This is a genomic window from Sinorhizobium sp. BG8 (assembly GCF_016864555.1).
Taxonomy (GTDB): domain Bacteria; phylum Pseudomonadota; class Alphaproteobacteria; order Rhizobiales; family Rhizobiaceae; genus BG8.
Genome location: NZ_CP044011.1, coordinates 294,044 through 318,000, shown reverse-complemented (window position 1 = coordinate 318,000; position 23,957 = coordinate 294,044). Strand labels below are relative to the sequence as shown.

At 63.5% G+C, this 23,957-nt stretch carries 24 protein-coding genes, 1 tRNA gene and 2 pseudogenes; 12 read left to right on the top strand and 15 right to left on the bottom strand.

Going from position 1 to position 23,957, the window contains the following annotated elements:
• The first annotated feature begins 2 nt into the window (after positions 1–2).
• Entirely contained in the window at positions 3–893 is an 891-nt protein-coding gene (locus F3Y30_RS01430) for an EamA family transporter (RefSeq protein ID WP_203424813.1), read from the top strand.
• A 33-nt stretch (positions 894–926) separates the two neighbouring features.
• Here the strand turns inward: F3Y30_RS01430 and F3Y30_RS01425 are convergent, their stop codons facing one another.
• Positions 927–1,355, bottom strand: coding sequence for a cupin domain-containing protein (locus F3Y30_RS01425; RefSeq protein WP_203424812.1), 429 nt, complete (start codon positions 1,353–1,355; stop codon positions 927–929).
• The gene (gene gloB / locus F3Y30_RS01420) at positions 1,355–2,125 is read right to left on the bottom strand and encodes a hydroxyacylglutathione hydrolase (protein ID WP_203424811.1); all 771 of its coding nucleotides are present in this window, start codon (positions 2,123–2,125) and stop codon (positions 1,355–1,357) included. Before gloB ends, F3Y30_RS01425 begins: the two co-directional genes overlap by 1 nt.
• A gap of 89 nt (positions 2,126–2,214) precedes the next feature.
• On the opposite strand from gloB, the gene F3Y30_RS01415 reads away from it, so the two are divergent.
• On the top strand, positions 2,215–3,006 hold the full coding sequence (locus F3Y30_RS01415; RefSeq protein WP_203424810.1) for a class I SAM-dependent methyltransferase: 792 nt from the start codon (positions 2,215–2,217) through the stop codon (positions 3,004–3,006).
• Between the two features lie 86 nt (positions 3,007–3,092).
• Positions 3,093–4,022: a prephenate/arogenate dehydrogenase family protein gene (locus F3Y30_RS01410; RefSeq protein WP_203424809.1), complete on the top strand. Its 930-nt coding sequence runs from the start codon at positions 3,093–3,095 to the stop codon at positions 4,020–4,022.
• 51 nt (positions 4,023–4,073) lie between these two features.
• Here the strand turns inward: F3Y30_RS01410 and F3Y30_RS01405 are convergent, their stop codons facing one another.
• Positions 4,074–5,081 (bottom strand): DUF2125 domain-containing protein, encoded by a 1,008-nt coding sequence (locus tag F3Y30_RS01405; RefSeq protein ID WP_203424808.1) that lies wholly within the window; start codon positions 5,079–5,081, stop codon positions 4,074–4,076.
• A gap of 95 nt (positions 5,082–5,176) precedes the next feature.
• Between F3Y30_RS01405 and F3Y30_RS01400 the strand changes: the two genes are divergently transcribed.
• Positions 5,177–5,713, top strand: coding sequence for a gamma-glutamylcyclotransferase (locus F3Y30_RS01400; protein WP_203426442.1), 537 nt, complete (start codon positions 5,177–5,179; stop codon positions 5,711–5,713).
• 6 nt (positions 5,714–5,719) lie between these two features.
• Here the strand turns inward: F3Y30_RS01400 and F3Y30_RS01395 are convergent, their stop codons facing one another.
• From F3Y30_RS01395 to F3Y30_RS01380, 4 genes are all read right to left on the bottom strand, one after another.
• Complete coding sequence (locus tag F3Y30_RS01395; protein WP_246752934.1) at positions 5,720–6,679, bottom strand: esterase-like activity of phytase family protein; 960 nt, start codon at positions 6,677–6,679, stop codon at positions 5,720–5,722.
• Between the two features lie 97 nt (positions 6,680–6,776).
• Positions 6,777–8,678, bottom strand: coding sequence for a cobaltochelatase subunit CobT (gene cobT / locus F3Y30_RS01390; RefSeq protein ID WP_203424807.1), 1,902 nt, complete (start codon positions 8,676–8,678; stop codon positions 6,777–6,779).
• 16 nt (positions 8,679–8,694) lie between these two features.
• Positions 8,695–9,693, bottom strand: coding sequence for a cobaltochelatase subunit CobS (cobS, locus tag F3Y30_RS01385; protein ID WP_203424806.1), 999 nt, complete (start codon positions 9,691–9,693; stop codon positions 8,695–8,697).
• A gap of 64 nt (positions 9,694–9,757) precedes the next feature.
• Positions 9,758–10,390, bottom strand: coding sequence for a J domain-containing protein (locus tag F3Y30_RS01380; RefSeq protein WP_203426440.1), 633 nt, complete (start codon positions 10,388–10,390; stop codon positions 9,758–9,760).
• A 111-nt stretch (positions 10,391–10,501) separates the two neighbouring features.
• Here F3Y30_RS01380 and F3Y30_RS01375 point away from each other — a divergent pair, with 111 nt between their 5' ends.
• Positions 10,502–10,783 carry a BolA family protein gene (locus tag F3Y30_RS01375; protein WP_203424805.1) on the top strand — a complete coding sequence of 94 codons (282 nt, stop codon included), beginning with the start codon at positions 10,502–10,504 and terminating at the stop codon, positions 10,781–10,783.
• A 30-nt stretch (positions 10,784–10,813) separates the two neighbouring features.
• Here the strand turns inward: F3Y30_RS01375 and F3Y30_RS01370 are convergent.
• The 3 genes and pseudogenes from F3Y30_RS01370 to F3Y30_RS01360 all read right to left on the bottom strand — a co-directional run bounded on the left by F3Y30_RS01370 (position 10,814) and on the right by F3Y30_RS01360 (position 13,837).
• Positions 10,814–12,123: pseudogene (locus F3Y30_RS01370) on the bottom strand (HlyC/CorC family transporter).
• Entirely contained in the window at positions 12,120–13,250 is a 1,131-nt protein-coding gene (gene aroB, locus F3Y30_RS01365; protein WP_203426439.1) for a 3-dehydroquinate synthase, read from the bottom strand. Before aroB ends, F3Y30_RS01370 begins: the two are co-directional and overlap by 4 nt.
• A 5-nt stretch (positions 13,251–13,255) precedes the next feature.
• Positions 13,256–13,837, bottom strand: a complete 582-nt coding sequence (locus F3Y30_RS01360; protein WP_203424804.1) for a shikimate kinase — start codon at positions 13,835–13,837, stop codon at positions 13,256–13,258.
• Positions 13,838–14,001: 164 nt separating this feature from the next.
• Here F3Y30_RS01360 and F3Y30_RS01355 point away from each other — a divergent pair, with 164 nt between their 5' ends.
• From F3Y30_RS01355 to F3Y30_RS01335, 5 genes and pseudogenes are all read left to right on the top strand, one after another.
• Complete coding sequence (locus F3Y30_RS01355) at positions 14,002–14,151, top strand: hypothetical protein (RefSeq protein ID WP_203424803.1); 150 nt, start codon at positions 14,002–14,004, stop codon at positions 14,149–14,151.
• An 8-nt stretch (positions 14,152–14,159) separates the two neighbouring features.
• A pseudogene (gene xerD / locus F3Y30_RS01350) lies at positions 14,160–15,086 on the top strand (site-specific tyrosine recombinase XerD); the annotation flags it as partial.
• A gap of 102 nt (positions 15,087–15,188) precedes the next feature.
• Positions 15,189–16,142, top strand: a complete 954-nt coding sequence (locus F3Y30_RS01345) for an acetyl-CoA carboxylase carboxyltransferase subunit alpha (protein WP_203426438.1) — start codon at positions 15,189–15,191, stop codon at positions 16,140–16,142.
• A 214-nt stretch (positions 16,143–16,356) separates the two neighbouring features.
• Complete coding sequence (locus F3Y30_RS26675) at positions 16,357–17,910, top strand: murein L,D-transpeptidase family protein (protein ID WP_203424802.1); 1,554 nt, start codon at positions 16,357–16,359, stop codon at positions 17,908–17,910.
• Entirely contained in the window at positions 17,907–18,155 is a 249-nt protein-coding gene (locus F3Y30_RS01335) for a sulfurtransferase TusA family protein (RefSeq protein ID WP_203424801.1), read from the top strand. The genes F3Y30_RS26675 and F3Y30_RS01335 overlap by 4 nt, the downstream gene beginning before the upstream one ends.
• 12 nt (positions 18,156–18,167) lie before the next feature.
• Here the strand turns inward: F3Y30_RS01335 and F3Y30_RS01330 are convergent, their stop codons facing one another.
• Both F3Y30_RS01330 and F3Y30_RS01325 read right to left on the bottom strand, forming a co-directional pair.
• Entirely contained in the window at positions 18,168–19,376 is a 1,209-nt protein-coding gene (locus F3Y30_RS01330; RefSeq protein WP_203424800.1) for a GTP-binding protein, read from the bottom strand.
• 11 nt (positions 19,377–19,387) lie between these two features.
• Positions 19,388–20,449 (bottom strand): D-alanyl-D-alanine carboxypeptidase family protein, encoded by a 1,062-nt coding sequence (locus F3Y30_RS01325; RefSeq protein ID WP_203426437.1) that lies wholly within the window; start codon positions 20,447–20,449, stop codon positions 19,388–19,390.
• Between the two features lie 190 nt (positions 20,450–20,639).
• Here F3Y30_RS01325 and F3Y30_RS01320 point away from each other — a divergent pair, with 190 nt between their 5' ends.
• Both F3Y30_RS01320 and F3Y30_RS01315 read left to right on the top strand, forming a co-directional pair.
• The gene (locus tag F3Y30_RS01320) at positions 20,640–21,800 is read left to right on the top strand and encodes a M20 aminoacylase family protein (RefSeq protein ID WP_203424799.1); all 1,161 of its coding nucleotides are present in this window, start codon (positions 20,640–20,642) and stop codon (positions 21,798–21,800) included.
• Positions 21,801–21,970: 170 nt separating this feature from the next.
• Positions 21,971–22,047: transfer RNA gene (locus F3Y30_RS01315), tRNA-Arg, on the top strand.
• A gap of 98 nt (positions 22,048–22,145) precedes the next feature.
• Here the strand turns inward: F3Y30_RS01315 and F3Y30_RS01310 are convergent.
• From F3Y30_RS01310 to F3Y30_RS26125, 3 genes are all read right to left on the bottom strand, one after another.
• Entirely contained in the window at positions 22,146–22,493 is a 348-nt protein-coding gene (locus F3Y30_RS01310; RefSeq protein WP_203424798.1) for a hypothetical protein, read from the bottom strand.
• 144 nt (positions 22,494–22,637) lie between these two features.
• Positions 22,638–23,018, bottom strand: a complete 381-nt coding sequence (locus F3Y30_RS01305; protein WP_203424797.1) for a CAP-Gly domain protein — start codon at positions 23,016–23,018, stop codon at positions 22,638–22,640.
• A 73-nt stretch (positions 23,019–23,091) separates the two neighbouring features.
• Positions 23,092–23,811, bottom strand: a complete 720-nt coding sequence (locus F3Y30_RS26125; protein ID WP_246752840.1) for an META domain-containing protein — start codon at positions 23,809–23,811, stop codon at positions 23,092–23,094.
• Positions 23,812–23,957: the final 146 nt, after the last annotated feature.

The following is a 23,957-nucleotide window of genomic DNA, read 5'->3' as shown; positions in this document are numbered from 1 at the left end:
ACGTGAAATTTCGCGCGACGCTGATCGGCTTTTCCGCAATTCTCATGTGGTCCCTGCTTGCCCTTTTCACGGCCGCGTCGGGCAAGATGCCGCCGTTCCAGCTTTCGGCGATCTGCTTCTTCATCGGCAGCATCCCCGGTATCCTGGTGCTCGCAGCAAGACCGCAACGACTGGCCTTGCTCCGGCAGCCGGCCAAGGTCTGGATCGTCGGTATCGCCGGCCTTTTCGGCTATCACTTCCTTTATTTCACCGCGCTCCGGAACGCTCCGGCGGTTGAGGCGGGGCTGATCGCCTATCTCTGGCCGCTGTTGATCGTCGTTGGCTCGGCGCTCCTGCCCGGAGAGCGGTTGCGCTGGTATCACATCGCCGGAGCGCTTGCGGGCCTTGCGGGCACGGTGCTGATCGTCGGGCGCAACGGCGTCGCCTTCGATGGTGAGTATGCGATCGGTTATGGAGCAGCGTTCCTCTGTGCCTTCACGTGGTCGGGCTATTCGCTGCTCACGCGCCGATTCGAGGCGGTATCCACCGATGTCGTTACCGGCTTTTGCCTTGTCACATCGGTGCTGTCGCTTTTCTGCCATCTTGGGCTCGAGACGACCGTCTGGCCCGGGTCCGCTTTCGAGTGGCTCGCCGTACTGGGTCTCGGCCTGCTGCCTGTCGGAGCCGCTTTCTACGCCTGGGATTTCGGGGTCAAGAATGGTGACATCCAGATCCTCGGAGCTGCAAGCTATGCAGCACCGCTTCTGTCGACCCTGATCCTCATTCTCGCGGGCTTCGCGGAACCCTCGTGGCGCATTGCGGCGGCGTGCTTGCTCGTGACGGGAGGCGCCGTGCTCGCCGCCAACGAAATGATCTTCCGACGGGGCCGGCAACGGGCCGCAGAAGGCGCCTGACGCACCGATCCGGGCAAAAGCCGCGCTCTGCCCTCAGCAGGTCGGGCCGGGCTCCCAGCCCGGTTCCGCCATCTCGAATGAAGCGAAGTCGAACCCCGGCGCGACCGTGCATCCGACGAGGGTCCATTCGCCGAGCGGTTCGGCCGACTGCCACCAGTTGGCGGGAACCAGCATCTGGGGGCGCTCGCCCGCGGCAAGGTCGGGGCCGAGCGTCTTCGTTTCCGCCGTGATGCCGTCCTCGGAAATCGAAAGCGCCAGTGGCCCACCGGCATAGTAGTGCCAGACCTCGGCGGCATCCCGCACCCGATGCCAGTGGGAGCGCTCGCCCTTCTCGAGAAGGTAGTAGATCGCGGTGGAGTGACCGCGCGATCCTCCGGCTGCGTCGCGGAACGTCTGAACGTACGAGCCGCCTTCAGGATGTCGCTGCATGCCCAGCGCCTCGATGATCTCGGCCGGAGTCATCAGAAGCGATCCTTGCGGGCGCGGATCTCGCCGAAAACTTCCGCGTCGCTTGCCGTCTCTATCCCGAGGTGCTTGCGGATCGCGGGATCGGCGGCGCGCAGGAACGGATTGGTTCTCTTCTCGAGCCCGATCGTCGTCGGTGCCGTGGGCCTGCCCGCCGCACGCAGCTTCTCGATCTCCGCGGCGCGCTGAGCGAGTTCGGCGTTTTCCGGATCGACTGTCACCGCGAAGCGGGCGTTGGAGAGGGTATATTCATGGCCGAAGTAGACCTCGGTTTCCTCGGGCAGGCGTGCGAGCTTCGAGAGCGAGTTCCACATCTCGGCGGGCGTTCCCTCGAAAAGACGCCCGCAGCCGAGCGCAAAGAGCGTATCGGCCGCAAACAGCAGGTTGTCCTCGGGAAAATGAAAGCAGATGTGACCGGCCGTATGGCCCGGTGTCGAGATCACCTCCACCGGATGGCCGGCGAAATCGAAGCTGTCTCCTTCGTCGACGCCGCGGTCGATGCCCGGAATGCGCGGCGATTCCCGGGCCGGGCCGATGATCGTGACGCCGAAGCGCTCCTTCAGCGCGAGGTTTGCCTCAACGTGATCGCCGTGATGATGGGTAGTCAGGATGTGGCTCAGGTGCCACCCGCGCTGGGCAAGCGCGTCGAGTATCGGCTTCTCCTCGGGCGCATCGATACTCGCCGTTGCGCCTGTCACCGGATCGTGCAACAGCACGCCGAAATTGTCACTGCGGCAGTTGAACAGCTCGATCTCAAGCGCGGCCATGGTCGGATCTCCCTTCAGTTTCTTTCGTTCGGCGGGAATGTAAGGGTTCCGGCCTTGAAGTCCATCCGCCCATCGCTAACATCACACCCATGCACGCCGATATTGTCGATCTCCGCGAATTCTATCATTCACAGCTCGGGCGACTTGCGAGCCATTCGATCACGATGGCGCTCTCCTCGATCTGGGCCCGTCTCCCGGAAGAGCGGCTGATCGGCCTCGGCTATGCGATCCCCTATCTCGAGCGCTTTCGCGAGGATACAGAGCGGACGTTTGCCTTCATGCCGGCCGGCCAGGGCGCGGTGAACTGGCCGCCGGGCGAGCTGTCGTCCACGGCGCTGGTCTTCGACGAGGAACTGCCGCTGCCGGATGCATCGATAGACCGCATCCTCATGGTACATTCGCTGGAATATGCGGAAAACCCGCGGGAAACCATGAAGGAGCTCTGGCGGGTGCTGGCGCCCGGTGGTCGCCTCGTCATCGTGGTCCCGAACCGTCGCGGCGTGTGGGCACGAATGGAGCACACACCGTTCGGATCGGGACGGCCCTATTCCAGGCGGCAGCTCACCGCACTCCTGCGGGAAACAAACTTCACGCCCGGCGCCTATGCGGACGCTCTGTTCTTCCCGCCTTCGAAACTCAGGAGCGTGCTCAAGCTGCGCGGCATATTCGAGCGGCTCGGGCGGATGCTCTGGCCGATGTTCGCGGGCGTCATCGTCGTCGAGGCACAGAAGCGCCTCTATCAGGGCCTGCCGGTCGCGGTCAGGGCATCTCGGCGCGTCTTCGTTCCGGTCCTTGCAGGTCACGGCGTCCCCACCACGCGCAAGCATGCCAAGTCGGCGGCACCGACCCAGGGCCTCGACAATCCACAGCTTCACCGGTAAGTGCTGCTGAAACCTCCGGGAACGACCGGGTGCCGTACATGTTTGAAGCGGACCCGGCGGCGACTATTCATCATGGAACGCGCGGCATGTCAGATCGTCAATTCGACAAAATCACCCTGATCGGCATCGGCCTGATCGGCTCATCGATCGCCCGCGCCGTCAAGAACCTCGGGATCGCCGGTTCCGTGACCGTGTCCACGCGCAGCCAGAAGACGCTCGATCGCGCAAGGGAACTCGAGCTCGGCACGGATTACACGCTCGACGCTGGAGAAGCCGTGCAGGACGCGGATCTGGTCATCGTGTCCGTCCCCGTCGGTGCGTCCGGCGACGTCGCTCGCGAGATCGCACCCCACCTGAAGCCGGGCGCCATCGTCACGGACGTCGGATCGACCAAGGCGTCGGTCGTGGCGCAGATGCTGCCGCACATGCCGAAGAACGTGCACTTCATTCCCGGCCATCCGCTGGCCGGCACGGAGCACTCGGGGCCGGACGCGGGCTTTCCGGAGCTGTTTCGCGGCCGCTGGTGCATTCTCACGCCTGTACCGGGCACCGACAAGGCGGCCAAGAAGAAGCTCACCACGTTCTGGGAGACGCTGGGCTCGAAAGTGGACGAGATGGATACCGCCCACCACGACAAGGTGCTGGCCATCGTCTCGCACCTGCCCCACATCATCGCCTACAACATCGTCGGCACCGCCGACGACCTGGAGACGGTGACGGAGTCGGAAGTCATCAAGTATTCGGCGTCCGGCTTCCGCGACTTCACCCGTCTCGCCGCCTCCGACCCGACCATGTGGCGGGACGTTTGCCTTCACAACAAGGAGGCAATTCTGGAGATGCTCGCCCGCTTCTCCGAGGATCTCGCCTATCTGCAGCGCGCGATCCGCTGGGGCGATGGCGAGAAGCTCTTCGACCTCTTCACCCGCACCCGCGCGATCCGCCGGTCGATCATCGATGCGGGGCAGGATACGGCGGCGCCGAACTTCGGCCGTCCCGCCGATCCGTCCAAGGGCTGATACAGTCCCTCTGCACGGCCGCTTGCCGAAGCGATTTCCGGCAACAGATCGTCAGAAGCTCTCCAGGAAGGCGATCGGGATCACGCCCAGATAGACGGTTCCCTTGTTGACGGTGAGCTTCACCGTCGCATTCTGCCCGTCCTCCGAGAGTCCCTTGATCATTTCCGCTATGCCTGATGTCGTTCCCGCCATTTCGGGGAAGGAGCGCGAGACTGAATCCCTCCAGACGTCGATGCCGTGGATGACGAGATCGAAATTTCCTGAAAGCTCGCCGTCGTCGTCGATCGAGAACGGTCCCGAGAGCGATGCGGTGTGCCCATCGCCGAAGTCGAGCGAGACGCCGTGGAGAGCGCCCTTCAGGCCGCGGGGGGCGTTCGGTGGCATCCCCTCGCTGGAAATCCAGGAGCTTGCCCCGTCGAGCGTCGCGTCGGCCGCAACGTCGACCACGGGAAGCATGCTGCCCTCGAGTTCGAGGGACAGGCCGTTGACCGACAGGGCCACGTCGAGCGCCTCGCCATTCTGGCGCATATGCATCTCGCCGTGGCGAATGACGAAGCGCGCCGATCCGCCTGCCGAAGGTGCGCTGAGCTTGCCCTTCATTTCGTCATAGGCAAGCGATGCGCGCTGCAATCCATCCCGCCATGCGACGCCGCTTGCGCGCAGGAGCGCCCAGTCGGCCGTGAGCGAAAGATCGGGCGAGACGCGGATCTGCGCAGGCCCGTCGACCTCCACGACCGCATGCCCGGGCCTGTAGACCTGCGCCGCCGATCGCAGCGCGCCAAGGGTCGCGGAAGTACCGGACGTCCTGTCGTCGATGTCGACCGAATTGCAGAAAACGCCGACGCGGAAGGGAAAGCCGCGGACGTCGAGATCCTGGCAGGACACCGAGAAACGACCGTTGTCCAGTGCGCTCATGCGGTCACCGAGGAAGGTCGAGAGCCGGTTCGCGCCATAAAACCAGGCCGCGCAATAGAGCACAACGAAGAGGAGCACGCCAATCGCGAGGGCCCGTATCTTACGGGCGCTGCCTCGCTGAACGGCGTGGCTTGACGATGCCATGATGTTCTCCAATGGTGGGCGCTTGATTTGCCTGTGCTCCGGAGAATGACCGGAAATGCGGCAGCTTTTCGGTCTTCGAGGTAAGCGGCGTGGATATGGACGAATTTTGGGTGTTTGGCTACGGATCCCTGATGTGGAATCCGGGGTTCGAATTCGAGGAACGGCAGCAGGCCCATCTCTACGGTTTCAGGCGCTCGCTCTGCGTGCGCTCCTGGGTGCATCGGGGCACGCAGGAAAGCCCCGGCCTCGTCCTCGGCCTGGACAGGGGCGGGTCGTGCAGGGGAATGGCTTTCCGTGTCCTGCCGGAGCGAAGCGCGGCCGTCGTCGACTATCTGCGCGAGCGCGAACTCGTCACCCACGTCTACAAGGAGCGCAATCTGCTGGCCTCGCTTGCCGATGGACGCAGGGTCACGGCGGTGACCTATGTCATCGACCGCGAGCACCAGCAGTATGCGGGATCGCTCGGCATAGAGGAGGCGGCCGAGACCGTCAGCCGTGCGACAGGCAGGTCCGGTGCGAACATCGACTATGTCACCAGCACGCTCGACCACCTGCGAGAAATGGGTATCCGAGACCATTGGCTGGAGGATGTGGGCCGGGCGGCGGTGAAGCTCAGGGCGCTTTCAGCCTGACCGACGTCAGTCGAGGCCGGCGAAGCGGAATTCCAGCATCAGGTTGCGCTGCAGGATCGAGTGGTTGTCGTCGGACACCACGATGATGTGCACGTCGCCGTCGGGCATGGCAACGATGTCCATGCCTTCCATGTTGTCGATCTGGTGGCTCATGTCGGCGTCGAGCAACACTTCTCCGTCGACCACGGCGCCCGGCTTGATGTCATCGGCGGCGATCCTGCGGATGCGCATTCCGACGCCGTCCGAAAGCCGGAACCGCCGCTCGAGGAGCAGCAGGTCGCCGTTTGGCAGGAACGCGCCATCGGTGACGTCGTAGGGATCGTGGCGAACGACGCTGAACTTGCCCTGCATCGGGCCGTCGAGGATGGCGGCCAGCATGTTGCCGGCATCGTCGAGGCTGCGTTCGGCGACGATTACGGGGACGGCGCCTAGCGGTCCATGCTCGGGCGACATGGCAAGCGTCTCGAAACCCCTGTTGCTTCGCAGCTCCCGCGTTGGATACGGCAATGGCAGTAAACCGCTCGGCCCGGACGTCTCGAAGCCCGGGTCCGGATAGGCCATGATGCGGTGAAACTGCTCGTAGCTCACCAGCGCCTTGCCCTCGGCGAGCGCAAGCCCTTCCGCGTCCACTTCGTACTTGACCTTGGACTCCTGGCCTTTCGCATCGAGCATGGGAGAAATCCGCACGTCCGCGAGACCCGAGAGCGCTCCGCCTTCGTCGCGCTCAATGCGCCCCGTCAGCCAGTGGCCGGTGTCGAGAACCGCGACGAAGTGCGTGCCGTCCGGACGGAACCGGATCGAGGAGACAGCACCAAGCAGCGCGTTGTTCGAGGAATAGGTGATGCCACCGACGAATTCGAGCTTGTCGAAGACGCGGGCAGGGGAGCCGATCGCGAATGCGGTGATCGTCCTGCTGTCGACAGGAACGTCGATCGGACCCGCGCGGGCGATACCGGAACAGGACAGGGCGAGGGTGGCGACCGCCGCAACTGCCGTAAGCAGCTTCGACGCTGACCTGCGCCTGCAGGATCTGCGCAATCGCTGCTCGCCGTGGGAATGCGGATCAGCTTGCACGCCGGGTTCGTCCTGCTCTCGGGCTCATGCTTTCGTCCGCGAAGAGCGATGCAAGCTGTTCGGTCATGGCGCCCGCAAGTTCGTCGGCGTCGACGATCGTCACAGCGCGGCGGTAGTAGCGCGTCACGTCGTGCCCGATGCCGATCGCCAGCAGTTCGACGGGGGAACGTGTCTCGATCTGCTCGATGACGGCGCGAAGGTGCCGTTCAAGGTAGTTGCCGGGATTGACGGAAAGAGTCGAGTCGTCGACCGGGGCCCCGTCGGAGATCATCATCAGGATCCGACGCTGCTCCGGGCGTCCGAGGAGCCGGTTGTGCGCCCAGATCAGCGCCTCACCGTCGATGTTCTCCTTGAGCAATCCCTCGCGCATCATCAGGCCAAGATTGCGCCGGGCCCGCCGCCAGGGCGCGTCGGCGGATTTGTATATGATGTGGCGCAGGTCGTTGAGCCGGCCCGGTGTCTGCGGCTTGCCGCTCGCGAGCCAGGTCTCGCGCGATTGTCCGCCCTTCCAGGCCTTCGTGGTGAAGCCCAGGATCTCGACCTTGACGCCGCACCGCTCGAGCGTGCGGGCAAGGATGTCGGCGCAGGTGGCGGCAACCGTGATCGGCCTGCCGCGCATCGAGCCGGAATTGTCGATCAGCAGCGTGACGACCGTGTCGCGGAAGTTCGTATCCTTCTCGCGCTTGAACGAAAGCGGCTGCATCGGGTCGATGATGATGCGTTGCAGGCGCGCGCTGTCGAGGTAGCCTTCCTCGAGGTCGAACTCCCAGGACCGGTTCTGTTGCGCCATCAGGCGGCGCTGCAGGCGGTTCGCAAGCCGGCCGACAGCGCCCTGCAGATGGGCGAGCTGCTTGTCGAGGAACGCTCGCAACCGGTCCAGCTCTGCTTCGTCGCAGAGCTCCTCGGCCATGATCGTCTCGTCGAACTCTTCGGTGAAGACGGAATAGTCGACCTTGTCGTTGAAATCCGTGAAGGGATTGTTCGGGCGCCGCACTTCGCCGGGCGTCTCGGAATCATCGCTGTCGTCGTCGGTGAGATCGTCGTCGGATATCTCCGCGCCATCCATCTCGCCTTCGTCCATTTCCTCCTGGGAGGTCTCGTTCTCTTCGGCGGGTGCCGTATCGTCGCCGGCTTCCTCCTCGGAGGTGCTGTCGTCCTCCTCGTTGCTGCGCGGCTGGTCCTCGTCCGTCTCGGTGTCCTGGTCGTCCGGTTCGGTCTCGTCCTCGCCATACTGCTCGGCGACGTTCATCGACGAGAGCATCTTGCGTACGACCCGGGCAAAGGCCTGCTGGTCGTTCATGGCGGCGGAAAGCCCCTCCATGTCGGTGGCGGCTTTCTCCTCGATGAACTCGCGCCAGAGGTCGAGCACCTTGCCGGCGGAGGACGGTGGCCTTTCGCCGGTCAGCTTCTCGCGAACGATCAGCGCGACTGCTTCCTCGAGCGGCGCATCCGCTTGCCGCGTGATCGCGCCGAAGTTCGCCTTGGCGTATTTTTCAGAGAGCATCGAGCTGAGGTTGGAGGCCATGCCGGCCATCCTTGTCGCGCCGATCGCCTCGACGCGGGCCTGCTCGACGGCGTCGAAGATGGCGCGTGCGTCGGCACCCTGGGGCGACATGGTCGCGTGGACGCGGGCATTGTGGCAGGCCTTGCGAAGCGCCATCGAATCGCCGAGGCCGCGGGTCACCGCCAGTTCCTCGCGCGTCGGCCGCTTGGAAATCTCCGGCAGCCGGATGCGCTCGCCCGTCAGTCCCGGTCGCTCGTTTGCGAAGACGACCTCGACTTCCGGATCTCCCGCAACCGCGCGCACGCACCCCGTCAGAGCCCTGCGGAAGGGCTCCACGTCAACCGGCGCGCCGGGTCTTGGCCTGATATTGTCACCGCGAGCAGCCATGCATTCTCTCCGGCTCTCAGGCCGTCGCCTCCAGCACGATGTTCGCCGCGCTTTCCTTCAGCTCGACGCCGAACGCGCGCTGGTACTGCTCGGCAACGAGTGCCCTTTCGAGTTCGTCACACTTGTTGAGGAAGGTGACGCGGAATGCGAACGCAATGTCACCGAAGATCTCGGCGTTCTCCGCCCAGGTGATGACCGTACGCGGGCTCATGACGGTGGAAAGGTCGCCGTTGATGAAGGCGGCGCGGGTCAGGTCGGCGACGCGGACCATCCGCGAGATCGTCTCACGTCCATCCTTCCTGCCAGCGAGCGACTTCACCTTGGCGGCGACGATGTTCACCTCGTTGTCGTGCGGCAGGTAGTTGAGGGCGGTGACGATCGACCAGCGGTCCATCTGTGCCTGGTTGATCTGCTGGGTGCCGTGATAGAGGCCCGTCGTGTCGCCGAGGCCGACAGTGTTCGCCGTCGCAAACAGGCGGAAGGCGGGATGGGGGCGGATCACGCGGCTCTGGTCGAGAAGCGTCAGGCGGCCGGACGATTCCAGCACGCGCTGGATCACGAACATCACGTCCGGGCGACCGGCGTCATACTCGTCGAACACGAGCGCGACATTGTGCTGGTAGGCCCAGGGCAGGATGCCGTCCTTGAATTCGGTGACCTGGAGCCCGTCCTTGACGACGATCGCATCCTTGCCGACCAGATCGATACGGCTGACATGGCTGTCGAGGTTGACGCGCACGCAGGGCCAGTTCAGACGCGCGGCGACCTGCTCGATGTGGGTCGACTTGCCGGTGCCGTGATAGCCGGACACCATGACGCGGCGATTGTGGGCAAAACCGGCCAGGATCGCGAGCGTCGTGTCGCGATCGAACAGATAGTCCGGATCCAGTTCGGGCACATAGGCGTCCGGCTTGGAATAGGCCGGCACCCGAATGTCCGTGTCAATGCCGAAAACCTCCCGCACCGAAACCGTGGTGTCCGGGAGGTTGGAAATATCGAGATCCATCTTGGTCATCATGTCTCCGCAGCGGACGCCATCCGCGCGCCCGCCTCAAATCCTGTTGGCTGCTCCGCCTGCTCTAGCAGAAGCCGGCCTGCTTTAACAATTGATATGCTTGAATAACGGCGCGAAAACGTTCTTCCGAACCCCTGTCTCCGCCGTTTGCATCGGGATGATGCTTTTTTACAAGGCTCTTGTAGGCGCTCTTGACGTCCTGCGCCGTGGCGTTCGCGTGCAGGCCGAGCGTGTCGAAGGCCTTGGCTTCCAGGGTCTTCAGCTTGCGGGTGCGAGGTTCCAGCCGTGGTCCGCGAGCCCGGCTCTGGTCAACGAACCCGAAGGGATCGCGGATGCGCTGGTTGGCGCCTGCCGTGCCCGAACGCACGTGTCCCTGGGCGGGACCGTTCTTGGCCGCCTTGTTGACGCCGATCGTCCAGGTCGGGCGGTGCCCGGTGATCGCTTCCTTCTGGTAGCGGGCGATCTCGTTGTCCGAAAGGCCGGAGAAGTAGTTGTAGCCCTTGTTGTATTCCTTCACGTGCTCGAAGCAGAAGAGGAAAAACTGGCCCTCCGCATTGCGGCCGACCGGCGCGCGATGAACGCCGTTCTCCTCGCACCCGTCCCACTGGCACGTGGGTGCCATGGGCTCGGGGCGCTCCACCCGGCGGCGGGTCCGGATGCCATCGAAGTATTTTGAATCAAGTTTCATGGGCCTGATTATGGGCTCCGTGGAGGGGCACAACAAGAATTGACAAAGCGGAATGTTGCTGGCTTTCTGGGAGTATTTTACTCAGCCCGAGGGCAAGCCCCGGGCCCGAAAGGCATACCGATGACTGTGAAATCACGGATAGAAGATAGGTTGTCGGAAGCCCTTTCGCCAGAGCGCCTCGAAGTCGTGAACGAAAGCCACCTTCATGCCGGGCACCAACCGGATTTCTCCGGCGCGGGCGAAACCCACATGCGGGTGCGCATCGTTTCCGCCGCATTTTCCGGGATGGGGCGGGTCGCAAGGCACCGCGTGGTGAACGAGCTTCTGAAGGACGAATTCAATGCGGGCCTGCATGCCCTCGCGATCGAGGCAGCAGCGCCGGGAGAGCCCGGCGCGCGCTGAGGACGGGCGATGCAGATGTCTTGAGGAAGCTTAGGGGACCGAGGGCGGTCCTTCTTCGGCGGGCCGGATTCTCAGTTTGGTGATGCGGTTCTTCACCCGCTTCATGACGATGAAGCGCTTGCCATAGAAGGTGAAGGCCTGGCGTTCCTCCGGAATCGACTTCGATTCGTGGATCACCAGTCCGGCGATCGTCGTCGCCTCCTCATCGGGCAGTTGCCAGTCAAGCGCCCGGTTGAGATCGCGAATCGGCACGTTGCCGTCCACGACGATCGAGCCGTCGGCTTCCTGCCTCACGCCCTGCATGTCGATGTCGTGCTCGTCCGAGATATCGCCGACGATTTCCTCCAGGATGTCCTCGAGCGTGACCACCCCTGCACCTCGCCGTATTCGTCGACGACGACGGCGAAATGTGCCTTGCGGCGAAGGAAGGCGTTGAGCTGTTCCTTCAGGTTGGTGGTGTCCGGGACGAACCAGGGCTTCTGGGCGATCCTGGTGATATCGATGTTTCCCGGCTCGGCGTCCGGTTCCGCCAGCGCGCGCAGCAGATCCTTGGCGTGGACGACCCCGACGATGTTGTCGGTCGCGCCGCGCCAGAGGGGCATCCGCGTATAGGGACTTTCCAGGACTGCTCTCACGACGACCTCGGGCGGGTCGTCGGCATTGATCCCGCGCATGGACGTGCGGTGGATCATGATGTCCGAGACCTCGAGTTCACCGAGGTCAAGAACGCCGCCAAGGCGATCCCGGTCGGCCTTGACCACCGATCCTTCGCGGTGAAGCAGATCGACGGCCCCGCGAAGCTCGTCGCTCGCGGAAAGCATGGGAACGTCATTGGAGAGCGTTACGCCGAATAGACCGAGCAGGAAGCGAACGATGGCGTTGACCCCTGTCGAGAGCGGTCCGACGAGGGCGACGAATGCGCGCACCATCCGCGATACGGCGAGGGCGAAGCGGTCCGGAGAGGCGATCGCCCAGCTCTTCGGCAGCACTTCCGAAAAGATCACGAGAATGACGGTCATCACGAGGGTCGCGATCGCGACGCCGGAATCGCCGAATAGTTGCAGGAAGAGGCTCGTTGCGAGCGAGGATGCCAGGATGTTGGCGAGATTGTTGCCGATCAGCAAGGCCCCGATGAGGCGGTCTCGTCGCGAGATCAGGCGGTTGACGATGCTGGCCCGCTCCTCGCCATTGTTCTCCAGCGTATGCATGCGAGCGCGTGATGCCGCGGTCAAAGCGGTCTCGGAACCGGAGAAAAATGCCGACGCCACGATCAGTCCGAGGATCGACAGGAGGATCAGTCCGTACTCCGCGAAAAGCGCGATGATGGTCTCGCCGGTCATTTGGGCCTTTTCTGCTCCAGAAAGCCCAGCACCTCCGACGCTGGCACGTCGTCCGCCACGAAGGACTGGCCGATGCCTCTTGTAAGGATGAAGGTGAGCTTGCCGCCCTTGACCTTCTTGTCCTGGGCGATGGCGTCCATCAGCACCTCCGCGGGTGGCAGGCCGCCGGGGATCTCGTCCATGGAGACGGGCAGGCCGACCCGGCGCAGATGAGCCTCGACGCGCACCGCGTCGTCGGGGCTCGCCAGGTTCATACGCGCGGAAAACTGATGGGCGAGCACCATGCCGATCGCAACGCCCTCGCCGTGAACGAGGCGGGCACTGTCGTACTTCGTGGCGGCCTCGAGCGCGTGCCCGAAAGTGTGGCCGAGATTGAGCAGGGCACGCCTGCCGTTTTCCCGTTCGTCGGCCGCCACCACATCCGCCTTTGCCTGGCAGCTCGTGGCGATTGCGTCGATACGGGCCGCGCCCCCGGCGAAGACATCCTCCCAGTGCTTCTCGAGCCAGGCGAAGAATTCGGGCTTGTCGATGAGGCCGTATTTCGCCACCTCGGCATAGCCGGCGCGGAATTCGCGCGGTGAAAGGCTGTCGAGCACGTCGGTGTCGGCGAGCACCAGGTCGGGCTGGTGGAAGACGCCGATCAGGTTCTTGCCGTGCGGCGAGTTGATGCCGGTCTTGCCGCCGACCGACGAATCGACCTGCGCAAGCAGGGAGGTCGGTACCTGGATGAAGCGGGATCCGCGGCGCGCGATGCCGGCGGCAAAGCCCGTGAGGTCGCCGATCACGCCCCCGCCGAGCGCCACGACGGCGTCGTTTCGCTCGATCCGGGCGGCCAGCACTCCGTCGCAAACCGTGATCAGGTGCTCGAAGCTCTTGGTCTTCTCGCCGGCAGGAAGGATTTGCGCGACGGCATCGATGCCGCTCTCCTTCAGCGAGTTCATGAAGCGCTCAAGATAGAGGGGCGCCACGTGCTCGTCGGTGACGACGGCTACCTTTCTGCCCTTCAGCCTGCCCGAGACCTCAGCGCCTGCCTGGGCGATGAGGCCCGGACCAATGAGGATGTCGTAGGAACGATCGCCCAGTTCGACGCGAACGGTACGGGCGGCGGGAAGGGCATGGGTGTTCATCATCTTCACTTCTCGGGAATGGTTCCGGCAATTGCAGCGAGCACGTCTTCCACCACGATTTCCTTGCGGACGTCACGGGAGAGCACCACCAGGTCCGCCTCGGCATAGATCGGGTAGCGGGCGTGCATGAGATTTTCGAGCGTCTGCCTCGGGTTTTCGGTCTTCAGGAGCGGGCGCGTGTCGCGCTTGCTGACGCGGTCCCAGAGGACATCGAGGTCGGCCTTCAGCCACAAGGTCAGGCCGCCGCGCTTGATATGCTTTCGGGTTCGGTCGTTGATGTAGGCGCCGCCGCCGGTCGAAACCACGCGGGGGCCGGTTTTCAGGAGCCGCTTGATGACGCGCGTTTCAAGCGCGCGAAACTCTTCTTCGCCGTAGGCAGCGAAGAGATCGGAGATCGACATGCGCGAAACGCGCTCGATCTCATGGTCGGTGTCGATGAAGGGAACGCCGAGGGCCTGCGCCGTCAGGCGGCCGATCGCCGACTTTCCGGCACCCATCAATCCGATCAGCACGAGGTTGCGCTTGCCCAGCGCGGCACGTGCCTGCTCGGTCAGCGTCGGGGAAACCGGTTCGATCAGCTCTGTCATGGGTGAGGTCCTGGCCCCAGGTTCCGGTTGTGGTTCTAAATCCGTATCGACAAATGCACGGGAAGCGTCAAGCGTTCAAGCGGAGACCCCTCGCACTTGCCGATCGATGTCTTGCGCTGGCGCCTCCTCCTTGTGTTATAGATCCCGGCAACAAGGAGTGCGAAATGCCGACCCTCTTCCGGTTCCTGTTTGTCTGCGCCGTCATCGCGGGAACGATCTATGGAACCATGGTGGCGCTGGTTACGTTTGTCGAGCCCCGTCAGCGCGAGGTGACCATCCGCATTCCCGCCGAGCGCATCAATCCGCAGCCATAGGGGGCCCAATGCGAGACCTGAGCGCGGTTCATCTCGAATCCTTCCTCGAGATGATGAGTGCCGAGAGGGGGGCCGCGGAAAACACCCTGCAGTCCTATGAGCGGGACCTCGACGACGCTCGCTCCTTTCTCGGCGAAAGAGGCGTACGGCTGACGGAAGCCGGGTCTGAGGATCTGCGCGCCTATCTTTCCCATCTCGCGCGGCAGGGCTTCAAGGCGTCGTCGCAGGCGCGCAGCCTGTCGGCGCTGCGCCAGTTCTACAAATTCCTTTATGGCGAGGGCATGCGGGGCGACGATCCTACAGGCATTCTCGACGCGCCCCGCAAGGCCCGGTCGCTGCCGAAGACTCTCAGCATCGCGGATGTGACGCGATTGATCGGGCAGGCGGAGCGCGAGGCCGCCGAGCCTGGCCCGGGGCTGCTCGCGCGCCGGCGCATGCATGCGCTGATCGAAACGCTCTACGCGACCGGCATGCGCGTCAGCGAGCTCGTGTCTCTACCCGTGACGGTGCTTGCGCAGGAAGGCCGGTTCCTGGTGATCAAGGGCAAGGGCAACAAGGAGCGGCTCGTCCCGTTGTCGCGCGCGGCAAGCGCGGCCCTGGCAATCTATGGCGAGTCGCTCGCCGCCGAAAGCGAGGCGGATGGAAAACGCGAACAGAGTACCTATCTGTTCCCCTCGAACGGAAAGGAAGGGTATCTGCCGCGCCAGGTTTTCGCCCGGGAGCTGAAGGGCCTCGCATCGCGGGCGGGCATCCGTGCGGCAAGTCTTTCGCCGCACGTGCTGCGCCATGCCTTCGCAAGCCATCTGCTCCAGAACGGAGCGGACTTGCGTGCTGTGCAGGAACTGCTGGGCCATTCGGACATTTCGACAACGCAAATCTACACGCATGTGCTCGAAGAGCGCCTACATGAACTTGTTCAAAACCATCACCCCTTGCCAAGCAGGGAAAAAAGCCGGATTAGGACGCCAACGTTTCCTGGCCGAAGGACATTCTCCCAAGGTCTGGGCCAGTTGGAGCAATTGATCGGAACGCAACTCATGCATAATTACCTCGATTTCGAAAAACCCATCTCCGACCTCGAAGGCAAGATCCATGAGCTCAAGAAGCTCGCCGAGGAAGATCAGAGCATCGATACGTCGGATGAGGTTGGCCGATTGGAGGTCCGCGCCCGCGAGGCGATGGTCGATATCTATTCGAAGCTCACTCCATGGCAGAAGACGCAGGTCGCCCGGCATCCGCAGCGGCCGCACTTCATGGACTATGCAGCCGGGCTCTTCGAAGAGTTCACACCGCTCTCGGGCGACCGCAAGTTTGCAGACGACGAGGCAATCCAGGCCGGGCTCGGGCGTTTTCGCGGCCAGCCGGTCGCCATCATCGGCCAGGAAAAGGGCAACGACACCAAGTCGCGACTGAAGCACAACTTCGGCAGTGCTCGCCCGGAAGGCTACCGGAAGGCTATCCGCATTCTCGAGATGGCAGACCGTTTCGGGTTGCCGGTCGTCACGCTGATTGACACCGCCGGCGCCTATCCGGGCATCGGTGCCGAGGAACGAGGACAGGCCGAGGCGATCGCCCGGTCGACCGAAATGTGCCTCAACGTCCGCGTGCCGATCGTGTCCGTCGTCCTCGGCGAGGGCGGTTCGGGTGGTGCCATCGCGATTGCGACCGGCGACCGGGTCTACATGCTCGAACACGCAATCTACAGCGTCATCTCGCCGGAGGGGGCTGCCTCCATCCTTTGGCGTGATTCGACGCGTGCCAAGGAAGCCGCGAGCAACATGAAGATCACCGCGGAGGATCTGAGAGCCTTCGGCGTGATCGACGGCATCATCCCGGAACCCGTCGGTGGTGCGCACCGCGATCCGGAGAGCGTGATCGCCGCCACCGGCGACGTAATCGCTGGCGCTCTGAAGGATCTTTCGGCCAAGCCGGGCGACCAGTTGCGTCGTGACCGCCGCCAGCGCTACCTCAATATCGGCCGGCAGCTCTGACGGACTGACTTGCAACACGTGATCCGTTTTCGCTCCAGGCGCGAGTATGGCCAAACGTTGGCCATATTCCTGATGTCTGACCGGTAGCACCGGTCGGCGGAAGCTCCGCGAAAGGTTTGCCGGTAATACTTTGTGAAGTATAAGCAGGGTAGAATTTCCTGCCCGACACGCCGGATGAGCCGGCGGAAGCCTGTTCACATCACGGATTTTTGTAATGCGCCTGAAAGTTCTTGCCGCTGTTTCCATGATGGCCGTCGCTGCCGGTGGCTGCACAAACGACACGCTGGATACCGCGTCGGTCAACCTGAAGTCGGTTTCCAACAAGGTCGAATATCCCCTTTCGGGACAGATCGTCTCGAAGATGGCCTCGATGAACATCGACCGCGCGGCACCGGTGATGGTCCGCATCTTCAAGGAAGAAGGCACCCTCGAGGTCTGGAAGGCGAATCGCCTTGACCGGTTCCAGATGGTCAAGAGCTACAAGATCTGCGCCTGGTCGGGAAAGCTGGGTCCGAAGCAGAAGGAAGGCGACCGTCAGGCACCGGAGGGTTTCTATCCGCTCTCCAAGGCGCTGATGAACCCGCATTCGAGCTACTACCTGGCGATCAACACGGGTTTCCCGAACAATTATGACCGTGCAAACGGCTTCTTCGGCAGCAATCTAATGATCCACGGCGCCTGTTCGTCGTCGGGCTGCTACTCGATGACCGACGAGCAGATGATCGAGATTTTCGCCTTCGCGCGCGATGCGTTCAAGGGCGGCCAGCAGAACATCCAGCTTCAGATCTTTCCCTTCCGCATGACCGCGGAGAATATGGCGCGTCACCGCGACAATCCGAACATGGAATTCTGGAAGATGCTCAAAGTGGGCTATGACCACTTCGAGGTCACCAAGCGTCCGCCCGAGGTCAATGTCTGCGACAAGAAGTACGTCTTCAACCAGCAGGCAACCGAGGGCACCTTCGCCTCTGGAGGCAAGTGCCCGGCGATGTCTACCCCTGCCTCGTTGCAGATGGCGCTGGCTTCTCATCAGAAGACCTATGCCATGGAATACCAGAAGGCGATGAAGAAGTACGAGGGCACCGTCTGGCTCGAGCCGAGCGAGGCCCAGCGCAAGGCGATCGTCGCCGAGCAGCGCAAGGGTCGCGAGCTCGCCTACGCCCCGACCGGCAACTCCATCGATGCCGGCAAGCTGATGACGCTTCGCGAGATCGAGGCGGAGAAGAAGAGGGCGGAGGAAGCCGCCCAGCGCAAGATCGAAATGGCCGACCGGGCACAGAAGGCGGAGGAGGACCGCAAGGCGGCTGAACTCGCCAATCTCGCGTCCGACGTGGCCGAGGGCAAGGCGGCGGCGAAAGCCACCGGCGGGGTGCCGGTTCCGGGCGAGAACCCCACGATCGCCGGCGTCCAGGCAGAGCCCCAGCAGCCGGAAAAGAAACCCTTCTGGAAGTTGTGGTCCAAGGACACAGAGAATAACGCCGTTGCCGCGGTCGGGCCCGCGCCGGTCGATGCCGCAGCAAGCGTCGAAGCCGAGGCCCGCAGTGCCACCGCGCCGCACAGCCTGGCTGCCGAGGAAGCTTCCGCCATCGCCGAGAAGAAGCCGGCCGAGGCAAATCCTAATCCTGTTGCCGGTGCACAGCAGCAGCAGGCGGCATCCGAGGGCGCAGCCGCGGCGGTCGTTCCCGGCGAGAACGCGAATGCCTATGTTGCCCAGGCTCAGCCCGAGCAGGGCGAGAAGAAGCCGTTCTGGAAATTCTGGAAGAAATGACCGTGGGCGACCAACTCGATCGCGTCGACACCTACGACCTCAAGGGGTTGAAGTGCCCACTGCCAGTTCTGAAGACGCGTAAGAGGCTTGAGTCGATGTCCGCCGGGGCGGCTGTCTGGGTCGAGACGACCGATCCGCTCGCGGTGATCGATATTCCGCATTTCTGCAAGCAATACGGCCACGGCCTGGAGGCGTCCGAGCGCCTCGACGACGGTCACCGTTTCCTCATCCGCAAGATTGGATGAGGGGTCTACCCTCTACAGTTTGAGACCAGGTATCGCGAGGGGGTTGTCCTCGAGCGCGGACCTGTCCGGCCTGTCTATCCGGGGCTTGCCTGTAAACGCATCGAAGAGGTCGCGTACAAAGGTTTCCGGAAGGTCCTTGGTGATCAGCACCATCCGCGTGCGCCGGTCGGACGGATCCGGCCAGGCGGCGAGCCGCTCCGGAGGGTGGAACACCGTCTGCACGCCGTGAAGGATCACCGGCCGCTCCGGCTTGTCGCTGACCGCCACGATCGCCTTCATGCGAAGCAGCTTCTCCCCGTGCGCCGAGCGCAGCAGGTCGATGAACATCTCAAGCGCCATGGGATCGATCGGCCTGTCGTGGACAAGGCTGAACGAGCGTATCGTCGCGTCATGACGGGTCACGTCGTGGGCGTGCTGGTGTCCATGACCGTGGCCATGCGCGTGCCCGTGATGGTGCGCGTGCGGCTCATGCCCGTCATGATCGTGATGGTCGTCGGCGTGGTCATGGTCCGGGTGGTCATGGTCGCCATGCCCGTGCGTCGATGCCGCCTCGTCATTCAGCCAGCGCTGGACGTCAGGCGTCTTTGAGCCCGGGTCGTAGAGCCCGCATGCAAGCAGCGAGGCATGTACGGCCACCGCATCGTCGGCATCCACGATCAACGCGCGCGGATTGAGCACCGAAAGCTCCGAGAACAGTGCGGAAATCGCGTCCTTATCGGCCAGCGATTGCTTGCTCACCACGAGCCGGTCCGCGACCGCGACCTGCTTTACGGCTTCCGGATGGTTCGCGAGCGTCGACAGTCCGTTGACGGCGTCGACGACGGCAACGACGCCGTCAAGGCTGAAGCTGTGGGCAATCACCGGGTTTCCCATCACCGCCTGCAGTACCGGCGCCGGGTCCGCGAGCCCCGTGGTCTCTATGACGACGCGCTGCAAAGGGCTTATGCGGCCGGTCTGCATGCGATCCATGAGGTCGGCGAGCGTGTCGACCAGTTCGCCGCGAACCGTGCAGCACAGGCAGCCGTCGGAAAGTTCGATGATGCCGTCGCCCGAGCTCTCGACCAGCAGGTGGTCGATGCCGACCTCCCCGAACTCGTTGATGATGACGGCGGTATCTGTAAGGTCCGGATCCCTAAGCAGACGGTTGAGCAGGGTGGTTTTGCCCGCGCCCAGAAATCCGGTCACGATCGAGACGGGCACCCTCTTGTTCACGAAGGACATCGTATTACCGATCAGAAGGTCGGGCGCGGGATCGGGATGGGCACGTTCGCGGCTTCGCCGGTATCGCCCACGGAAGCCTGTTCGTTCGCCGATGCCTTGGCCACCCCGCCGCTGATAAGGCCCGCAAAGACCAGGTTCAGCGGGCGATCCAGCTCATGGATATAGGGAGAGGACAGCTTCTGGCGCCCGGCCTCGTCGCGGCCTTCGCTGCGAATTTTGGCGCCATGCTTGGAGCAGATCTCCCTAGAGATATCAGCCACTTCGATCGTATCGCCATAGGGCTGCAAGCGGCCGAGAGTCGTCGCGCCGGCTCCTCCAGCGGTCAGCCCTTTCTGCAGCATGTTCGCCGAAGCGTCGGCGCGCGCACCGAGGCTTTCTTCGCCAAGAACGACCGAAACGACGCTCCGCCCGTTGCGGGTGGCCGACGAAACCTGGTTGAAGCCGGAGGCGCAGATGAAGCCCGTCTTCATGCCATCGGCGCCATCGAAGCGACCGATCAGCATGTTGTAGTTCTTGTAGTTGCGCTTGCCCGTGGTGAACCCTTCCATGGCGAAATAGGGAGCATACTCGGGGAATTCGCGCTTGATCGTCACTGCCAGAACGGCGAGATCCCGGGCGGTGGTGTACTGGCCCTTGCCCGGCAGGCCGTTGGGATTGATGAAGTGGGAAGAGCTCATGCCGATGCGGGCTGCTTCGCTGTTCATGCGCTGGATGAAGGCCGGCTCGGAGCCGCCGACCGACTCGGCGATCGCGACCGCGATATCGTTGGCGGACTTGATCAGCATCATCTTCAGGGCGCTGTCGAGCGTCATCGCCTGGCCGGGCTTGAAGCCCATCTTGCTCGGTGGTTCGCCGGCGGCGTTCTTGGTCATGACGACCGGGCTTTGCAGCGTGATTTCGCCGGCCTTGATCGCGCGGAATACGGTGTAGGCCGTCATCAGCTTGGTCAGCGAGGCCGGATACCACTTGTGGAAGGCGTCCCTGTGCTCGATCACCTTGAGCGAGTTCACGTCGACCAGCATGCGCGGGCCAGTTTCCGCCATCACCGTCGTGGCAAAGAACGAGGCGGCCATCGCGGTCGCCGCTCCAAAGAAAGCCGCATTCCGGCGCATGAATCGTCCACTCGTCTGCAAGGGTTCTGTCCTTCGGAAATCGGCAGTTGTCTCGAAGCCTCGCCCTATTTACCCTATATGGCAGGGTGATGGCAAAGCCATCCGCCGATTCATGGCCATTTTTCTGAGGCCGCAACGACAGGAACTCCGCATGCCCGTATTGAACCGTGCCGCAGAACTTCATGACGAGATCACGGAGTGGCGCAGACACCTGCACCGGGAGCCCGAACTGATGTTCGCCGTCGAGAAGACCGCGGCCTTCGTTGCAGAGAAGCTTGCGAGCTTCGGTGTGGACGAGGTGGTCACCGGAATCGGACGGACGGGGGTCGTGGGGTTGATCAAGGGACGAGGCCCCGGCCGCACCATCGGCCTTCGCGCCGACATGGATGCCCTGCCCATTGTGGAAGCGAGCGGAAAGTCCTGGGCCTCGCAGACGACCGGCAAGATGCATGCCTGCGGTCATGACGGCCACACGGCGATGCTGCTGGGGGCTGCGAAGTACCTTGCTGAAACCCGCAATTTCGACGGCAACGTCGCCGTGATCTTCCAGCCGGCCGAGGAGGGCGGCGGCGGCGGCAACGAGATGGTCAAGGACGGCATGATGGAACGCTTCTCCATCTCCGAGGTCTACGGCATGCACAACCTGCCGGGCATGCCGGTCGGAAATTTCGGCGTAAGGGTCGGCGCGATCATGGCCGCGACCGACGAATTCGACATCACCATCAACGGGCGCGGCGGGCACGCGGCGCAGCCACACAAGACCATCGATCCGATCGTGATCGGCTCCAGCATCGTTTCGGCGCTCCAGACGATCGTCTCGCGGTCTGCGGATCCGGTTTCGTGCCTCGTCGTCTCGGTCACGAAGTTCAACGCCGGCTTCGCCCACAACGTCATTCCGGAGCAGGCGACGCTCGCCGGCACGGTGCGCACCCTCAGCAACGAGATGCGCGAGGAAGCCGAGGCGCGCATCCGCCAGATCTGCGCCGGGCTGGCAGCAGCCCACGGCGCCGAGATCGCCGTCCGGTATCACCGTAACTATCCGGTTACGGTCAACCATCCCGGAGAAACGGGGTACGCGGTCGAGACGGCGACCGAGATTGCCGGCAACGGGAAGGTCAACGCGTCCATCGATCCGATGATGGGCGGCGAGGACTTCTCCTACATGCTGCTTTCCCGGCCCGGAGCCTTCGTCTTCATCGGCAACGGCGAGACGGCAGGCCTCCACCACCCTGCTTACGACTTCAACGACGAGGTCATACCGCACGGGGTGAGCTACTGGGTGCGACTCGCGGAGAGCCGATTGGCCGCCTGACAAAACGAGGCGTCGGGCCGGATGGGCTCCGCGGGACGGCGTCCCAGGGAGAATCTTGCCGGACGTCCGCTCCTGCTGGCCCGCCATCCGGCAATCCGGACCGTCAGCAGGTGCCCCGCTCGTAAAATCGCTTGGCTTCGACGGCGAGCTTTTGTATGGGTGCTGTCAGTGGTCCCGTAGCTCAGCAGGATAGAGCACCAGATTCCTAATCTGGGGGTCACGCGTTCGAATCGCGTCGGGATCACCACCAAATCAATTCGTTAGTCTATCCTGCGTCCCTGTACGTTCCCACGACGTTCCTATGCGTTCGTTTTCCGGGCCGGGGTCCTGGACTCCGCGTATCTCCTACGATTCGCGAGGCGTGACCTGTGCCGTCAGTCTTCCCCTCGAGCGCGAGCGCGGCGATGCGTTCGCCAGGCGCTGGGTGGCCTCCTTTATCTCGGCTGCCGTGAAGAGCGGACTGTACTGCGGCGCGAGCATTCTTGCCTCCAGCGACAGCTCCTGTCTTCCGGCGGCAACGAGCCGCTCGAGGCCCGTCGTCCCGGGCTTGAAGACCAGTTCCTTGGCTGCCTTCACGCCTCCGTTGAGGATGACGAACCGACGCAGCAGGACCGGTCTGAAGCCCAGCGCCGCACAGTGGTCGTAGATCGCCAGCATCTCGGCGTGAAACTGCTTTGACAGCTTGTCGTTCACGAGCCCTGCTCCATTCGTTTCTCGGGGACCGATCATGCCGCCAGGCAAGACTGGGCCTGCTTCAGTTGAAAAAGGAGGGCGAGCCGGCGGATGTAGGGAGAGGCTCGGGACGCTTTTGCACTTGCGCCCGAGAGCTTCCGTCCATCAGACAGTTTCCTCTTCCTTCACCGGCGCGGCGACCTTGGGTTTCGGGCGAACGGACGGGATCATGGAGGGGCGAGCCTCGACCTTCGGCTTCGGTGCCTTCATGCCCAGCATGCTGCGGAAGCGATCGCTGACGAGCGGTCGGAAGCGCGTTGCCCTGAACGGCATGTCGACTGCGCCGTAGCCTTCGGGCCCATCGTCATTGCCCCGGTAAAGCTCCACCAGCTTGATGCCGTAGAAATCGCCGTCGACATAGTGGCGGTATTGGCCGGTCCAGCGCACCGTGTAGATCTGGCCTTTCCGAATGCCCTGGTCGATCGACACGTTCTTGAAGCGATCGTTGACGCAGACCACTTTCTGGCCGACGCGGAATGTCGTCATTGTCGCAAGTCCTCCCGCTCGAGGTCCCTCGTGTTTTTCAAGGATCCATCCCGCCGGACGTCCGGCGCCCGGATCAGCTCGGCCGGCGGCAGACGACGCCGGGTGCGTTCTCGCCCCTGGTAAGGTCGTAGAGCGTTGCTTCCTCGCCCTTCGTCCACCATTCGTACTGACCGCCCGTGTACTTGGCTCCGGATGCGGACAGCACGTTGCTGGCAATCACGGTGTTTTCGCCGATCGCCAGCACGGCCAGCGAAATAGGCATCGCATTGATGTATTCGACGGAAAGCTTCTGTCCGTCGTCGCATACATAGTTCACGGTTTCGCGGGCGACCGAAAGGGTCTGCGGCAAGTGGATGACGATATCGGTTCCATCCGGGGAGGCCGAAAGCCGCAGGGCATGTCCGCCATCCTTGTCGGCAAGATGGAGGAACCCGTTCTCGAGCCTCCAGGACTTCACCGTGCCGAGGGCGTCGAAGAACTTCTGTTCCTGGTCCATGATCGCGGGCGCGCACATCTTGCGGGTCGCGGCGGCCGGCGCGAAGGTGATCGCGCCGCCTTCTTCCACCTTCAGGTTGCCCCTGTAGGTGTTACAGCCGCCATTGCCGCCGTAAGAGCCGTCGGGCCGGATTTCGAGTGTCGTGCGCAGCGTGTCGATCACGGCTCCGCCGTTGATGTCCTGGGCGACCCAGGTCCCGCCCAGTCCCTGGGGAACGATGATATCTGCGGCCGACGCTTGCGAAAACGGAGGAAGAAACAACAGGGCTATCGCACAAGCCTTAATCGATATCCGCACAGAATCCTCCAATTGTCCTTCAAGCGCCCGGCGCTTCGCGTGGACGTTATGGCTGCTCCGGCGAAAAGGTCAAGATAAAGCAGCTTCGCCGCTGCCTTTCCTGGCGATTCGGCTTCCTCCGTGTGGTCGCGAGTCTTGTTGCGCGT

Excerpts from the sequence above, each read along its gene's own strand:
- F3Y30_RS01325 (WP_203426437.1), bottom strand. The coding sequence starts at position 20,449 with ATGGCCGCCTCGTTCTTTGCCACGACGGTGATGGCGGAAACTGGCCCG.
- F3Y30_RS01405 (WP_203424808.1), bottom strand. The coding sequence starts at position 5,081 with ATGGCATCGTCAAGCCACGCCGTTCAGCGAGGCAGCGCCCGTAAGATA.
- F3Y30_RS01345 (WP_203426438.1), top strand. The coding sequence starts at position 15,189 with ATGCATAATTACCTCGATTTCGAAAAACCCATCTCCGACCTCGAAGGC.
- F3Y30_RS01320 (WP_203424799.1), top strand. The coding sequence starts at position 20,640 with ATGCCCGTATTGAACCGTGCCGCAGAACTTCATGACGAGATCACGGAG.
- cobT (WP_203424807.1), bottom strand. The coding sequence starts at position 8,678 with ATGGCTGCTCGCGGTGACAATATCAGGCCAAGACCCGGCGCGCCGGTT.
- F3Y30_RS01400 (WP_203426442.1), top strand. The coding sequence starts at position 5,177 with ATGGACGAATTTTGGGTGTTTGGCTACGGATCCCTGATGTGGAATCCG.
- F3Y30_RS01415 (WP_203424810.1), top strand. The coding sequence starts at position 2,215 with ATGCACGCCGATATTGTCGATCTCCGCGAATTCTATCATTCACAGCTC.
- F3Y30_RS01410 (WP_203424809.1), top strand. The coding sequence starts at position 3,093 with ATGTCAGATCGTCAATTCGACAAAATCACCCTGATCGGCATCGGCCTG.
- F3Y30_RS26675 (WP_203424802.1), top strand. The coding sequence starts at position 16,357 with ATGCGCCTGAAAGTTCTTGCCGCTGTTTCCATGATGGCCGTCGCTGCC.
- aroB (WP_203426439.1), bottom strand. The coding sequence starts at position 13,250 with ATGAACACCCATGCCCTTCCCGCCGCCCGTACCGTTCGCGTCGAACTG.
- F3Y30_RS01330 (WP_203424800.1), bottom strand. The coding sequence starts at position 19,376 with ATGTCCTTCGTGAACAAGAGGGTGCCCGTCTCGATCGTGACCGGATTT.
- F3Y30_RS01375 (WP_203424805.1), top strand. The coding sequence starts at position 10,502 with ATGACTGTGAAATCACGGATAGAAGATAGGTTGTCGGAAGCCCTTTCG.
- cobS (WP_203424806.1), bottom strand. The coding sequence starts at position 9,693 with ATGACCAAGATGGATCTCGATATTTCCAACCTCCCGGACACCACGGTT.
- F3Y30_RS01305 (WP_203424797.1), bottom strand. The coding sequence starts at position 23,018 with ATGACGACATTCCGCGTCGGCCAGAAAGTGGTCTGCGTCAACGATCGC.
- F3Y30_RS01335 (WP_203424801.1), top strand. The coding sequence starts at position 17,907 with ATGACCGTGGGCGACCAACTCGATCGCGTCGACACCTACGACCTCAAG.
- F3Y30_RS01355 (WP_203424803.1), top strand. The coding sequence starts at position 14,002 with ATGCCGACCCTCTTCCGGTTCCTGTTTGTCTGCGCCGTCATCGCGGGA.
- F3Y30_RS01360 (WP_203424804.1), bottom strand. The coding sequence starts at position 13,837 with ATGACAGAGCTGATCGAACCGGTTTCCCCGACGCTGACCGAGCAGGCA.
- gloB (WP_203424811.1), bottom strand. The coding sequence starts at position 2,125 with ATGGCCGCGCTTGAGATCGAGCTGTTCAACTGCCGCAGTGACAATTTC.
- F3Y30_RS01425 (WP_203424812.1), bottom strand. The coding sequence starts at position 1,355 with ATGACTCCGGCCGAGATCATCGAGGCGCTGGGCATGCAGCGACATCCT.